Source organism: Defluviimonas salinarum, assembly GCF_026013545.1.
In the GTDB taxonomy this organism is placed as follows: Bacteria; Pseudomonadota; Alphaproteobacteria; order Rhodobacterales; family Rhodobacteraceae; genus Albidovulum; species Albidovulum salinarum.
The window spans coordinates 1-13,537 of sequence record NZ_JAPDOG010000012.1 but is presented as its reverse complement, the minus strand read 5'-3'; the positions used below and the strand labels follow the sequence as shown (position 1 = coordinate 13,537).

The window sequence follows — 13,537 nt, the reverse complement described above, 5'->3', positions numbered from 1 at the left end:
GGAGTTTCCCCTCAAGGTTCCGATGTCAGGAAATGTTGGGTCTCGGCAGTGCAGAGTGCGTCGAACCGATTCACGCCGAACCGATCGGCAGTGTCGCGAAAGCGGCCATTCAAATCCTACACCCCTTGGCGATCAGACCGGGCTCGAAACTACCGTCGCGGTCCCGCGGCACCTCGTTCGCAAAGGAGCCGTCCTCGCCCTTCAGGGTCTTCCGACTGGTGCCGTTCCGGCGGTTCGCCTGCACCGAAGGAGTTTCCGCGTCGCGCTCGCAGCCGAGACGCTCCGTCAACCCGGCGCCCAGCAAACGCTGCGTCGACGCCTTCTTCAGATCCTTCATTAAACCGCCGTCGCCCAGCAGGCCCTCAGGCCGTTCACAGCCCTTCAACAGCTCGACCAAAAACTCGTCGTTGATCTTCTTTCCCCATCGTCCACGCTGTCCTTTTCTCTCAGCATGCCCGCCTTCATCGACAACGTCTGCAACGCCACACCGCGCACGGCAAGCTGAGCCCCGATCAGTACGAGGAGAGAAACGCCCCGGAATGGTCAAAACAGGCCACCTGACCTGCCCGGGAGCAATGGCGCGCTCCAGTCCCCGGATACTAACCTACACACCGTTCGACAGATGGTGTCCGACCCCGATCATCGCCGACATGACCGCCCTCCACTTCCGAGCATTGCAACCCCACCTTGGCACTTCGAAGCCGTTGGGGGGCGGTCACATAACCATCACTGTCCGCAAGCACCGAAATACAGCCTGAACGTCAGGCTTTCTGTGCTAATACGGGGTGTTCGTTGATCCGCGAAGAAAACTGCCCGATCTTTTCTTTGACGCCGGCCACCCTGAGGTTGACGGACGTGGCGACATGCTCTGTCAGGCTAGCCTGCGGCTCCTCGATCACTTCCTCGACTCCGATATCGTCCAGCAGATGCGGGCTCAGTTCCTTGAGCCGGCGGCAGTTCGCCACGAATTCCCGCTCGAGCGCCTTTTCGGCCCAGGCTTTCCTCACGCTCGCAGGGACGAGCGCCACCGCCGCTTCGCTCATGCGCTCCCGGGCGGACTTGCGTGTCATTGCGGCCATCCGTTTCGCTTCGGCGCGAAACAGCCTGTCCTCCAATTCCATTTCCGTCTCCGGACCAAGATCCGGTTGATGAAGGATCTGGCAAGCTGCAGTTGCATAACCCATGGCAAACATCGTGACCTCCATCCTTTCCCGTGCCGCCCGACCGGCGGGTGGCGTGAAAGAAAGGATGCCGGATTCGCGAGAGTCAGGCTGTTACCCAAGGAACAGACGCACGCTGATGGGCGGGAGAACGCAGACATGCGTATGCCCGGGGGCGTCCCCCAACGTTTTGCGAAATTCTCTTGCTCTTGGGGCCATCGGCCGGTCCTATATAGCGCGGAAGCCTGCGCAGTATATTGGTGGGGGTGCTCACATGCGCGACCGGGATCGTATAGCCGATCACGACTCGGAGATCCTGCGCTCCGTTCCCATCTTCTGCGATCTCGACGAACCGGTTCTTGCCGAAATCGCGCGGCACGTCCACAGGCGCAGTTGGGTCGCCGGTGAAGCGGTCTTTTCCAAGGGCGACGAAGGCTCGTACATGCTAATCGTTGCGGACGGGCGAATAAGACTTTCCATCGTTTCGGCAGCCGGACGCGAATTGCTGATCCGCATTGCCTCTCCCGGCGATCTGGTAGGCGAAATCGCCTGCTTAGATGGCGGCGTCCGTACGGCGGATGCCACCGCCGTCAGCGCCGTGCAGGCACTGGTGCTGAGCCGGCGAAACTATCGCGACATCGCTTCGCGGTTCCCGGAGCTGAACGTTGCCGTGATCCAGTATCTTTGCAACATCGTTCGCGACACCGATGACCGCCTGGAGGGATTGGCGCTTCACAACCTGAAGGCACGACTCGCGCGGTTCATTCTGTTCGCAGTAAGGGAGTTGAACGGCTCCGACGCAGACCCGACGGCGCATCTGTCCATCGACCTGACACAGGGAGAACTCAGCCAGTTCCTGGGCGCCAGCCGCCCCAAGATCAACCGGGTATTGCACGACTTTCATGAGGACCGCGTTCTCGTGCGGGAGGAGCGGACTTGGACCTGCGACCTAGGCGCGCTGCGCAGTCTTGCTGAGAGCGACGAGTGAAGTGCGTTGCACCGGGTCCCGGTCTGACCCGTCCAAGGGCAGACGCATGACGAGACTTGCGATTGCCCGTCCAGCGCTGCTCGGCTTTGCGCTCGGCGTTGATGCGCTCGGGCATTGTGTCGCCATCGGGGCCTTTGTCTTCGCCGGCCCGCTTGCTTCGGGCGTCGGGATCGGGACGACGCTGTTCCTGGTCTCGACATTGGTGGCGACGATGGCGATCGCGCGCTGGGGAGGGTTGCAGGGCGCGCTGGGGATCGCGCAGGATTCCTCGATCGCGATCCTCGCCGCCGTCACTGCCGCGGCTGCCGCGGCGATTGCCGGCGCTGGCAACAACCCATTGCCCACAGCACTTACCTTGATCGGACTTTCCACACTTCTCTCGGGCGCGGTCCTTTTCGGCATGGGCAAGTTCGGCGCCGGCCGAATTGTACGCATGTTGCCCTATCCCGTCGCCCTGGGGTTCCTTGCCAGTTCCGGTTGGCTCCTCACACGTGCCGCCCTGATGATCGTAGCGAATGCAGACGACCTCCTTGGCCTTCCGCATGCCATGTGGACGAACCTCGTGATCACTCTGCCAGCGGTCACATTTGCGGTTTCGATGATGCTTTCGCTGAGGCTCTGGACCGGTGCAGCGACGATGATGATCGTGTTGACAGTGTTCATCGCGGGTTTCTACCTGACACTTGCGTTTCTGGGCATGGATGTGGACGCCGCTCGGCAGATGGGTCTCCTGCCCTCGGTCACGTCCTCTGGCGACCGGGCTGGACCGGATCCGGCGTTTCTGGCGCAGATCGATTGGAGCCAGATCCTTAACGCCGGCCCGAGCCTTGCCGTCGTCGTCGCGATCAACGTGATCGCATTCCTGCTGAACACGTCCGGAACCGAACTTGCGACACGGAGCAATCTCGACATGAACCGGGAGTTGCGGGTTGGCGGGCTGACCAACGCCACACTTGGCCTTTTCGGCGGGGTAACCAGTTTCGTTTCGACGGGCTCAACGATTTTCGCCGACAAGCTAGGCGCCCGCGGCCGTGCCATGACCCTGGCCTATTGCGCGGTGGTGCTCGCAGGGGGTGTCTTTGCCGCACAGGTGGTCGCTGCGGTGCCCGTCTTCGTCACCGGGGGGCTGCTGCTTTTCATCGGGCTTTCGATGCTGGAGGACTGGATGATCGCGCCCCGCAGGCATCTTACGTTGCAGGACTGGCTGACCGTCGTCGCCATTGTCGCCGTCACGGCAACGACGGGTCTGTTCCTCGGGATTCTTGCAGGAATACTGTTCGCCCTGATCAGCTTTGTTCTGAGCTACGTGCGGATTCCGATCATTCGTCGCAATATCGCCACGCAGCCGCGCCGCAGCAACGTCGACCGTTCGCCAGACAGAGAGGCGTGTTTGCGAGACACATGGAACAGGGTGCGCCTTGCACGGCTTCAAGGTTACCTTTTCTTCGGCTCGGTTGATCGATTGCTGGAAGAGGTCTACGCCCGCCGTGTCGATGCCTCAGGGGCAGGCACCGAAAACCGGCCGGATTGGTTGATACTCGACTTTTCCGCCGTGACCGGAATGGATTCCTCTGCTTGCGCCGGACTTGGCAAGTTGGGATATCTCGCACCTTCGCGCCGGTTGCGTGTGCATCTCTGCGGGCTATCGACAGAGGTCAAAACGGCGCTCGAACTCTGGCGGAACGACTTTGATGAGGCATTCGGGTTCGGCCGCTCTGACACACTCGAATCCGCCCTGGAGCAGGTCGAAGAAGCGCTGCTTGCCGAGTGTCCGATTTCCGACGCCCAAGGCGGGGGCCTCGAGAAGCTCCTACGGGCGGCGGCGGGCGCGCATCCGCGCATGCCCGAGCTTGCAGGGCTTTTCGAAGTCCGGATGCTGAATAAGGGCGAGGTGCTTTTCCGGCAGGGTAGTGACGGGCGCGACATCTTTGTGGTCGAGGAGGGTCGTCTCGGCGTCTATCTGGATCGAGGCGAAGACGGGGCAATGCGTGTCAGGGTTTTGACAGAGGGGGCAATGGTTGGGGAAATCGCTCGTTATCTGCACACCGCGCGTGGCGCCAGTGTCGTGGCTGATGGCCCGGTAGTCGTGCAATGCCTGTCAGCTGCGACGCTCGATCGGCTGGAGCGCGACGACCGCGATCTGGCAGCGATCCTTCACGCAACCATTGCGCGAGAGTTGGCTGAAAAGGTCACCAGAACGAATCTGCTCTTGCTTGACGACTAGCTTCAGCGTTGACGGACAGCCGCCACGTCGCTCCGGATCGCAACCGAACCAAGGCAATTTCCAATTCGGAGCGGTCAAGCGCGCACTATTCTACCGCAAATTGAACACCAGCCGTTCGGGCTGGCGCTTTTGAGGGCAAAGTTCATCAAACTTCATTTTTCCTTGACATAATTAAGACTTAACCCGCCAATAGAATTGTTTCCAATCTTGTGAGTACCCTTGCGATGGCGAAGCACCACGGCAGGCACGGTCGACTTCATGCTTCCCTCGCGGATGCGCTGTCCCACGAGAACTCACGACTTTCCCTTGACCGGCGCGGTGACGGGACGCCCGAAACCTGGTTTCTGGGACCGAAAGGCGAGAACGTCGATTTTCTGAAATTGCTGGTTGCAAAAGCGATCGATGCGAACGTCGAGGCGCGGCGGGCCTACATGCCCTCCGATCCCGGCATTTTCGGAGCCGGCCCACCCGAGAGCCTGGCTGACTCCAAAGCGTTCATTTCCGACGCGGTCAACGACATGTTGCATTACCTGCAGGGGTCGATACCGCTGTCGAGCTTTCGCAACCTTTCGCACATGTACTGGGACCAGTCGCTTCCCGGATTGGTCGGCTATATTGCCGCCCTACTTTACAACCAGAACAACGTCGCCGCCGAGGCGTCGCCCGCCACGACTCTTTTCGAGATGGAGGTCGGCGACGACCTGTGCCGGATGCTCGGTTTCGAGTTGCCCGATGCCGACGCGACGGAAAACGGCGCGACAAGGCCCTGGGGGCATATCACCTGCGACGGCTCGGTGGCGAACTGCGAAAGCGTCTGGGCTTCGCGCAACACCAAGTATCTGGGTGTCGCCCTCGCCCGCGCAATAGACGTGGACCCGGAACTGGCGGGTGCCAGGCAGACGACCGTGAGGCTGCTCTCGGGAGAGCGCGCACGGCTTCTCGAGCTCTCGCCCTGGCAACTGCTGAACCTCCCGCTCGACGAGGTTCTCGGCCTGGCCACACGTATCGCGCGCACGTCGGGCCTTCCGGCCTCTGTCATCGAAGCCGCCCTGGCGCGAACCTCGGTCCAGTCTCTCGGGCTGATGGAGTTCCACCGCCGGTACCTGCCCGACGTGTTGCCGCCCGTGCTGATTGCGCCCGCGACGGCGCATTACTCTTGGGCCAAGGCCATGGCACTGGCGGGCCTTGGGTCGGCGTCCCTGGTTTCGATCCGGGTCGATCTCGATGGACGCATGGACACGGTGGAACTGCGCAAGGCGATTGACCATTGCCTGGCCGAGCGGCGACCCGTGATGCAACTGACCGCGGTCATGGGGTCTACCGAGGAAAGCGCCGTCGATCCGTTGGCGGACATCCTGTCCTTTCGCGCTGAAAGCCGGGAAATGGGCATGGAATTCTCGGTGCATGCGGACGCGGCTTGGGGCGGGTACTTCGCCTCTCTCCTGCGCAAGCCCAGACATCACGGAACCGAGCATGAGGAACTGCAGGCCGTCACAGAGACCGAGGAAAACCCGCATCATGCGCTCTTGTTGAAGGACGGCAAGAGGGCCCCGGGAATGATGTTCAACGCCTATGTGATGCGGCAATTCCTTGCCCTCAGACACGTTGACACGATCACCACCGACCCGCACAAATCCGGGTTCGTGCCCTACCCGGCCGGGTCGCTCTGCTACCGCAACGGCGCGATGCGCGACACGATCTCGTTCAAGGCGCCGGTGGTCTATCATGGCGGTGTCGACCCGGCGGTCGGATTCTACGGCATCGAAGGATCGAAACCCGGCGCGGCCGCCGCGGCCGTGTATCTGTCACACCGCGTCATTCGGACGGACAGAAGCGGCTATGGCAGACTGCTGGGCCGATGCATCTTCAACAGCAAGCGCCTCTACGCGGCACTTGTCGGTTTGAATGGGGCGAATTTCACCCTGGCGCCGTTCCAGCAGCTTCCGGCCGAGCGGGACGCCACGGCGACCACACACGACATAGCGGATCAGAAGGACCTGATCGCCCGGCGGATCGTGCCTTTGGCCGATGCGGACCTGGTGGATGCTCTCATCGGCGACCCGGCCTTGTTCAAGCTCTTCCGTGACATCGGCCCCGATCTGACGATCGTGACCTACGCATTCAACTTCGTCACCGCCGAGGGGGTAAATCGCGATGTCGCTCTGATGAACGAGATGAACGACAGCATCTTCAAGAAGCTCAGCATGCATTCGTTCAACGGTGGCCAGATCCCCACCGCGCCGATGTTCGTCACGTCTTCAAGCTTTGATCCGAAGGCCTACGGTCAGTCCTTCGTCAACACGTTCGCGCGCCGTGCCGGCGCGGATCCGCAGGAGGGCGTTCCGGTAAGCTTCCTGATCTCCACCACTCAGAACCCATGGCTCAGCGAGGGCGGAACGGGCGATTTCGTTGGCCGCATCGTCAAGGTGCTCGCCGCGACGGCATCCGAGGCGGCGGACAACGTGATGACGCGCCATGGCCTTACCCCCCCTTGAAGCCGGCTCGGCACGACCAGGACTTCGACCGATGCGAGGAGGGAACAAGCCGATGCCCGAAAAGACCGCAAGAAAAGCTGAAGACGCGACCGAACACACCGCCCATGGGCCCGGCTGCACCTGCCCGCATTGCCGTTCCCATGACGGACACGACATGGACCCGGTCCGGATGCGCAGCCCGCGCATCGACAACATGCCGCACCAGCATGCAATGACGCTCGTGGGTCACGAGACGGTCTTTGCCGTCCACATGACCCAGTTCCACATGGAGGAGCACAAGTACCAGCTTGTCTTCGAGGCCTCGCTTCCCGATTGGGTCGCAAAAAAGCTGGACACTGCGCGACGCCAGAACCCCAAGGACTGGTTCATCCTTTCGAACGCCGAAACCGACCAATTCACCATCCCCGATCTCGCGGCGGGCCGTAAGCGCAACTATCGGGCGAAGATATTCCAGGGGCTCCCGCCCTTCACGGAGGAGGACGAAAAGAACCCTCATTTCTACCCCTGGAGTCCCGATCGTGTGCTGCCGCTGATCGACGACTTCGAGGTCGAGGTGAACCGCATCGTCACTTTTCGGCCCTTCGCACATCATCTGCAATTGCCCGAGTTCGCGACCTATCTGCTGTTCGGCAAGGATAGCGAAGCGCATCTCACCAATTTGCAGACCGGCCGTCTCCAGAGCGATGCGTTCGAGACCTGCGCCTTTGGTCCAGACTACGACCATGTGATGAGCCTGGCCAAAAGGCCGGACGGTCTGGCGGACGCACAACTTGAAGCCGGTGTCGTGGTGACGCTTCCAGCCGTCCGGCTCACGGACAGACACACGGGTGAGCAGACGATTCCGGGCAAATGGCCATTCAAGCCGGGTGACGAATTGAGGCTGCTCTACCGGGGAATGCTTCCTGAGATCGCTGCCATCGCCGGCGAGACATTCCTCTTTGGAACCGGGGTGTGCTGCAGCCCGGAAACCTTGCGCAACGACCAGGCCTGTCTGGATGTCAGCCCAACTCCTTCGTCGATGCTCAGGAACAAATAGCACGACGCCGGCCAACAGGAGAAATTCGAAATGTCCGAACTGACGCACAGCGAAGGCAACTCCGAACTTTGGCACCAGATCTTTGCCGAGGGGCATCCGGTCCTGGCGAAGAAACAGGCGCGCTACGGAAGGCTGCCCGGCCAACCGCGGTGCAAACTCTGCGACGCACCGATGGGCGGGTTGGGCGGATGGCTGGTCAGGCTGACCGGCCTTCATCAGTCCGAACGCAACAAGAACTTCTGCAACGCCTGCGATTCGTTCATGAAGGCCTTTCCAGGAGGGGCGGAGGTCAACATGTCGATGATGATGGTCGACGTCCGGAACTCGGTCGAACTGTCGTCGCGCCTGTCGCCCTCCGAGTTCGCCAGGACCGTCCTTGCCATGCGGTCGGCGGTGTCCGATGCGCTTGCCCGCACCGACGGGTTCGTGCTGGAGTATCAGGGAGATTCAGTCTTTGCAGTCTGGCCGCCGGGGTTTGTCGGCAGCGACCACGCGCGCAAGGCCCTGGCGGCAGCCGATCTGGTGCTCGACCGGCTGCGGCAACTGCCGGATGCGGCAACGGTGGGGATCGGCGTCCACACCGGCAAGGCCTATATCGGCACGGCCTCGACAAATGACGGCGATATGCTCAGCATCAGCGCGTTCGGCCTTGATGTGAACCTTTTGGCGCGAGTCACGCACGCTGCCCAACGGGGCGAGGCACTCGCTACGCCCGAAGTTTTCCGGAATGCCGGGCGCGAACCAGGATCGCTTTCGACCAGGACGCTGGAACTCAAGGGTATCAGCGATCGAACGCCAGTCATCGCCATCGGCCCATTGACCGCAAAACCATCCCAAGAGGCCAAAGCGACTGAGGCAGACGCTGGCTAGCAACTGTGTCTATGCATCGAGAGTATGTCGCCACGGCGTTCCGGTTTTGAGGATCGCGTTTGCAATGGTGATGAGCCTGCAAGCGAAGCTTTAGGCCGCCGTGAAGTCGGCGAGATGGCTGCGAAGCTGATCGCGGCTGTCGTAGTGGAAGTGACCTTCTCTCCAAGATCCGGGCCATTGCGAACTGGAATCCTCCGCTTCTGAATGGACGAAGGAGGAAGTGCCATGAAGCACAGGCGGTTCTGGACGCCGGCAAGCTGACGGTCACGCTGTTGTTCGTCATCGCGAACGCGCTGATCCTCAAACACGTTTTGACCGAAGAGCAAATCCCCCAGCATGTGGCCGACGCAATGCTGTCGGCAGGTCTGGGGCCGGTGATGTTCCTAGTTGTGGTCAACATCATCCTGCTGATCGGCGGCCAGTTCATGGAGTCCTTGGGCTTGCTGGTGATCGTTGCTCCGCTGGTGTTCCCGATCGCCATTGAGCTCGGCATCGATCCAAGTCACCTCGGGATCATCATGGTCGTGAATATGGAGACCGGGATGATCTCCCCGCCTGTCGGCCTGAACCTTTTCGTGACCTCCGGTGTCGCGGGCATACCGATGATGCGGGTCGTCTGGCGGCCCTTCCTTTCCTGGCGGTGTTGTTCGTCTTCCTGATCATAGTCACCTATGTACACTTGATTTCGACGTTCCTCCCAAACACCTTCATGGGGCCAGAGATCATCACCAAATAGGGTTAGTTGGACTAGGTACTCTCAGCAGCGAGCGGCCTGGTGCAATTCTTGGCCGCTCGTTCAATGTCGAAGTTCCTCAACTTGGGAGACATCCGGTTTGGATGTATTGCCCGCCAATGTCCGGCTTGCGGAAGCTGCGGCAGACGTCACGATGAACGGTAATCAAGGTTCCTCATCGACACGGCCAATGTCTGCAATTGGAGCTTCGCCGCCATTCAGGCAATGTGCAGCATTCGTGAAGCAGGGCTCGAAGCCGACAATCTCCGCGCCGCAGGAGTTCGCGATCACAATACCCCCGTTCGACGAGTGCGGCCCAGAGCGGAGATCCAGAACCAACTCAGCAAACGACAGCTTCGCGGTCTCAGCTTATCCCAAGCTGGCGGACAGGAGCCACTTGATCGCGATGCACATCAAGCGGCCGGAACTGCGTTCGCCTGGTGGGTCAGAAATCGAAATCTCCCTTCGCCACCACTTCTTCCGGCAGCCACGTTTCATGAACCTGCAGGATCGTTAAGCCTCGATCCCCTGCGCCCTTCCCGAGAACCATGGTCGTGACACGTCCATTCTCCGGATCGTCAGAGTCCTTCGCACCGCGCTGCCATTCTTGGTAGGTCACGACCGCCATGTCGGCTCCGAGATGACGAACCTGCACGTCTTTGATCTTGATGCGGAAATCGGGATTCGAGCCGTATATTCCGGTCATATACCCCTCGAAATCCGCCTTTCCGAAGCTCCTCCCGGCCGGAAAGATTGCGACAAGGTCGTCAGAGATGTAATCGAGCGCGCGTCGGCGGAAAGTGTCGTCATCGCTGGGGCAGCGGCCGCCGACCCAGTCGGTGAAGAAATCATGGATATCGTGAATGATGCGTTCGACTTCCGTTGGATCAATTGTCATTGCTCTGCTCCCCTAACCTCAGGCGCTCGCGCGAACAGTCGTAATCCCGACCTTGAACTGCATCTTTCCCCCGTCCACGAATTCTGACCACTTCGGGCAGACCTCATCTTCCAGCGCCTGCCGGGCTGACGGAGCCATGTCCATCGCGTCGGAGGCCATCGGGCTGCTATGGACATACTGCCAGAGGAATTCCTCAGGCTTCGGAACCGTCAGAACCTTCGGCACCGCGGTCACGCTGACGTCTTTGAACCCCGCACTCTCGAACAGGTCCCTCAACTCCGCCGGATCATGCATGGCGAAGACGAGATCGAGGAACGCCGCCGCGTCCTGCGACAGTCGGCGGGCGATGCTGTCGTTCATTGCCGCGAAGAGTAACGGCTTCGGCCCGGGCACGTTCAGAAGGATCCGGCCAGACGGCTTCAGGACGCGGCGCATCTCGCGCAGCGCGGCGATCTTGTTGGTTATGAACTGCAGGCTCATCTGGCAAAGCACGACATCGAACAATGCATCGTCCAACGGGATCGCCGCCGCGTCCGCCTCGACCCAATCGATGCCGATTTCCGGGGCGGTGTTCACACGCGCGGTGGCCAGCATACCTTGGTTCAGGTCGAGTCCTGTGACCGTGCCGCCCGGCAAGACTTGCCCAGCCGCCATGCGGGTGACGACGCCGGTGCCGCAGCCAACATCGAGGACGTGCTCACCGGACTTCAGGTTGGCTTGGGCCACAAGATCCTCGGCGACAGGTCGGCCGATGCTGGGGACGAAGAATTTCTGGTAGTTGCAGGGGGCATCACCACCGTAGTTGGTCGTGGCGTAGCTCTGTTCCATGCCCGGTCCTCCCGATGAAAGCGACGAGAGAAGTCTAATGGGCGGCACGGCCAGTTTCTTCGCCCGTCCTTGCCATCGCCCGACGCTGGACATGGTCAATCCTGACCATTCCGCTGTCAGGAAAGCAGCCTGTTCTTATGCGCGAAGGCAACCGCTGCGGCACGCGATGAAACGCCAGTCTTGTCGAAGATATTGCTCATGTGACGCGCCACCGTATGCCTGCTTATGCCAAGTTCCGCCGCGATCTCGCGGTTTGTCCTGCCATCCGCCAGCAGTCGCAGCACGTCGATATGCCTGCAGGTGAGGCCACAGGAGGTTCCGCCCCGCAGCGTCCTGACGACGCCCGACAGATCGTGGCTTGCGCCGAGGTCGCTGAACGTCGCCTCGGCAATCCGGCGATGCGCCTCGGCGGAATCGTCGTCACCTAGATCGTGGTACAGTCCAGTGAGGCGAGCGCGAGTCCGTGCGGCTTCGTACGGTATGGCGAGGCGTTGCCAGAGAGCGAGAGCCCCAGAGAACTCCGCCAGCGCAGCGTCGCGATCACCGGTCGAGGCAAGCACCGCACCCGTCGCGTGCGCAGAGGTCGCCTGAACGAGCGGTGTTCCGAGGGCGCTCGCCCAACCGGAGAGTTCCTCCGCCGCGGCAACGGCGGTCCCGGTTTCGCCGGCCGCAAGACAGATCTCGACGGAGGGGCCGAGCAACTTCAGCCGCTCCGGATCGCCCGGAACAGCCGGTGCCCCATAACGCGACCCGCATGCTGTGCGGATCGTTGCCAACGCGGCCTCCGCCTGCCCTTTTGCAAGCCGCAAAAGTGCTCGGCCCGGTTGCGGGTTTACCCCTTGCCTCAGCGCGCGCTCGTAGCACGCTTCGGCTGCGTCGCAATCGCCGAGAAGTCGGTGCATCTCACCTTTCTGATAGTACGCGCGGCCCACCGTCGCCTCTGTCCGGTCCGCTAGCCAGTGGCAGGCGCGATCAGCGGCCGTCATGGCACCTGACCAGTCGCCTTTCATCTGGAGGATTTCGGAGCGATGTATCAGGCATTGCCCGCGAAACGGCACCAGATCGGGCTGACCCCCGCACCAGTCATCGAAGACGGCGGTCCATTCCCTCGACCGTTCGCTGTCGAATAGGCTCTGGCAGGTCAGGATGACCGCGCAATAGATGATGCCGCTGAGGATCGGAGAGACCTGCCCGCCAGTGACCGAGACCATCGCCTCATCGAGGCTAGCGGCACCCTCTGGCGCTCGGCCCGTGGCAACAAGTGCCTGCCCTCGGCACAGGAGTGCGAGTGCGAGAAGGTCCGGATCCCGTTCCTGCGTCCCTACCGCCACGGCGGCGTCGAACGATGGCAACGCTCCGTCCGGATCGCCGCCGAACATCTGTCTGATCGCCATCAGCAGCCGGGAAAGCCCCTGCTCTGCAGGGTAGCCGGTGGCAGTCTCCAGCAGCCGCTGGATGCGCGCGAGCCAGCCGTTGCCCTGCGACATCTCTCCCCTGAGCAGGGACGTAAGGCTTAGTAGGAAACCGACGCGCACAGCATGTCCTACATCCGCATCGTCAACATAAAAGTTGTGCGCCCGTGTCCAGACCCGGACGGCTTCCTCGTCCCTGCCGACAAGGTAGGCTGCATTGCCCAAGCGCTCGATATCGGCCGCCTTCAGCCGCTCAAGGCCGTCCGCGGTCGAAAGGCGGGCATGAGCCTCCGCCCACCTCATCGTCGAATAAGCCTGCCGGCCAGACCTGATATCCTCACCCTGCGACATGCCTGATCCTAACACGACGCGGCGCGGACCGGCAGGTGCGCAAGATGCTCCGCGGGTGGTTCCCGCCGCCCGCCGTTTCCCGGCAAAAGTTTTGTAAGCGGTGCATAGGCACGTGAAGACACGGGCTGGACGGGAAGTGTGAGGCGTTCGCGCTCAGGCCAGAAAGCCACATGTGGTCTTCGGCGCAGCACGATTCGCTCCTCGGCGGAGCGGAACGAAGACCGGAGAGATTCGAGGGCGAGCGTAGCTTCGATCCAACAACTCTGAACGGACCCTGCATCGAACGGTGCGGCGAATGTACCAACGGGCGCTCGATCAAGCGCGTCACAAACGGAGGTTCGCGGTTCGATAACCGCCGGCACGGCCAATGACCCGGCTGCGACGTCGCAGCCGGGCCGGGCCATACTCGTGGCAGACGATCGTTCAGTTAGGGTCAGGACCCATTGATCTGCTTGAAGCTGCCGCCGCCGGGTGATTCAAGGCTCCAGACTGACGGGGTTGATGATGAGCAATCTTTTCTGGCTGACGGACGAGCAGATGGA

General features: G+C 61.6%; 10 protein-coding genes and 1 pseudogene. 6 read left to right on the top strand and 5 right to left on the bottom strand.

Annotated elements, in window-relative coordinates; translation table 11 throughout:
* Positions 1-109: 109 nt before the first annotated feature.
* Positions 110-385: a transposase gene (locus tag OM960_RS13670; RefSeq protein ID WP_264772422.1), complete on the bottom strand. Its 276-nt coding sequence runs from the start codon at positions 383-385 to the stop codon at positions 110-112.
* A gap of 376 nt (positions 386-761) precedes the next feature.
* The gene (locus OM960_RS13665) at positions 762-1,205 is read right to left on the bottom strand and encodes a hypothetical protein (RefSeq protein WP_264772358.1); all 444 of its coding nucleotides are present in this window, start codon (positions 1,203-1,205) and stop codon (positions 762-764) included.
* Between the two features lie 229 nt (positions 1,206-1,434).
* Here OM960_RS13665 and OM960_RS13660 point away from each other — a divergent pair, with 229 nt between their 5' ends.
* From OM960_RS13660 to OM960_RS13635, 6 genes and pseudogenes are all read left to right on the top strand, one after another.
* Positions 1,435-2,148 carry a Crp/Fnr family transcriptional regulator gene (locus OM960_RS13660; RefSeq protein WP_264772357.1) on the top strand — a complete coding sequence of 238 codons (714 nt, stop codon included), beginning with the start codon at positions 1,435-1,437 and terminating at the stop codon, positions 2,146-2,148.
* Positions 2,149-2,194: 46 nt separating this feature from the next.
* Positions 2,195-4,372, top strand: coding sequence for a SulP family inorganic anion transporter (locus OM960_RS13655; RefSeq protein ID WP_264772356.1), 2,178 nt, complete (start codon positions 2,195-2,197; stop codon positions 4,370-4,372).
* 224 nt (positions 4,373-4,596) lie between these two features.
* A complete protein-coding gene (locus OM960_RS13650; RefSeq protein WP_264772355.1) occupies positions 4,597-6,867 on the top strand; it encodes a pyridoxal phosphate-dependent decarboxylase family protein in 2,271 nt (756 codons plus the stop codon).
* Positions 6,868-6,919: 52 nt separating this feature from the next.
* Positions 6,920-7,903: a hypothetical protein gene (locus tag OM960_RS13645; protein WP_264772354.1), complete on the top strand. Its 984-nt coding sequence runs from the start codon at positions 6,920-6,922 to the stop codon at positions 7,901-7,903.
* Positions 7,904-7,933: 30 nt separating this feature from the next.
* On the top strand, positions 7,934-8,773 hold the full coding sequence (locus OM960_RS13640; protein ID WP_263337706.1) for an adenylate/guanylate cyclase domain-containing protein: 840 nt from the start codon (positions 7,934-7,936) through the stop codon (positions 8,771-8,773).
* A gap of 239 nt (positions 8,774-9,012) precedes the next feature.
* Positions 9,013-9,509, top strand: a pseudogene (locus OM960_RS13635) (TRAP transporter large permease subunit); the annotation flags it as partial.
* A gap of 442 nt (positions 9,510-9,951) precedes the next feature.
* Here OM960_RS13635 and OM960_RS13630 read toward each other — a convergent pair.
* The 3 genes from OM960_RS13630 to OM960_RS13620 all read right to left on the bottom strand — a co-directional run bounded on the left by OM960_RS13630 (position 9,952) and on the right by OM960_RS13620 (position 12,995).
* Positions 9,952-10,404 (bottom strand): nuclear transport factor 2 family protein, encoded by a 453-nt coding sequence (locus tag OM960_RS13630; protein ID WP_263337707.1) that lies wholly within the window; start codon positions 10,402-10,404, stop codon positions 9,952-9,954.
* Between the two features lie 18 nt (positions 10,405-10,422).
* The gene (locus tag OM960_RS13625) at positions 10,423-11,232 is read right to left on the bottom strand and encodes a class I SAM-dependent methyltransferase (RefSeq protein WP_264772353.1); all 810 of its coding nucleotides are present in this window, start codon (positions 11,230-11,232) and stop codon (positions 10,423-10,425) included.
* Positions 11,233-11,348: 116 nt separating this feature from the next.
* Positions 11,349-12,995 (bottom strand): helix-turn-helix transcriptional regulator, encoded by a 1,647-nt coding sequence (locus OM960_RS13620; protein WP_264772352.1) that lies wholly within the window; start codon positions 12,993-12,995, stop codon positions 11,349-11,351.
* Positions 12,996-13,537: the final 542 nt, after the last annotated feature.

Excerpts from the sequence above, each read along its gene's own strand:
- OM960_RS13630 (WP_263337707.1), bottom strand. The coding sequence starts at position 10,404 with ATGACAATTGATCCAACGGAAGTCGAACGCATCATTCACGATATCCAT.
- OM960_RS13640 (WP_263337706.1), top strand. The coding sequence starts at position 7,934 with ATGTCCGAACTGACGCACAGCGAAGGCAACTCCGAACTTTGGCACCAG.
- OM960_RS13655 (WP_264772356.1), top strand. The coding sequence starts at position 2,195 with ATGACGAGACTTGCGATTGCCCGTCCAGCGCTGCTCGGCTTTGCGCTC.
- OM960_RS13645 (WP_264772354.1), top strand. The coding sequence starts at position 6,920 with ATGCCCGAAAAGACCGCAAGAAAAGCTGAAGACGCGACCGAACACACC.
- OM960_RS13650 (WP_264772355.1), top strand. The coding sequence starts at position 4,597 with ATGGCGAAGCACCACGGCAGGCACGGTCGACTTCATGCTTCCCTCGCG.
- OM960_RS13625 (WP_264772353.1), bottom strand. The coding sequence starts at position 11,232 with ATGGAACAGAGCTACGCCACGACCAACTACGGTGGTGATGCCCCCTGC.
- OM960_RS13620 (WP_264772352.1), bottom strand. The coding sequence starts at position 12,995 with ATGTCGCAGGGTGAGGATATCAGGTCTGGCCGGCAGGCTTATTCGACG.
- OM960_RS13665 (WP_264772358.1), bottom strand. The coding sequence starts at position 1,205 with ATGGAGGTCACGATGTTTGCCATGGGTTATGCAACTGCAGCTTGCCAG.
- OM960_RS13660 (WP_264772357.1), top strand. The coding sequence starts at position 1,435 with ATGCGCGACCGGGATCGTATAGCCGATCACGACTCGGAGATCCTGCGC.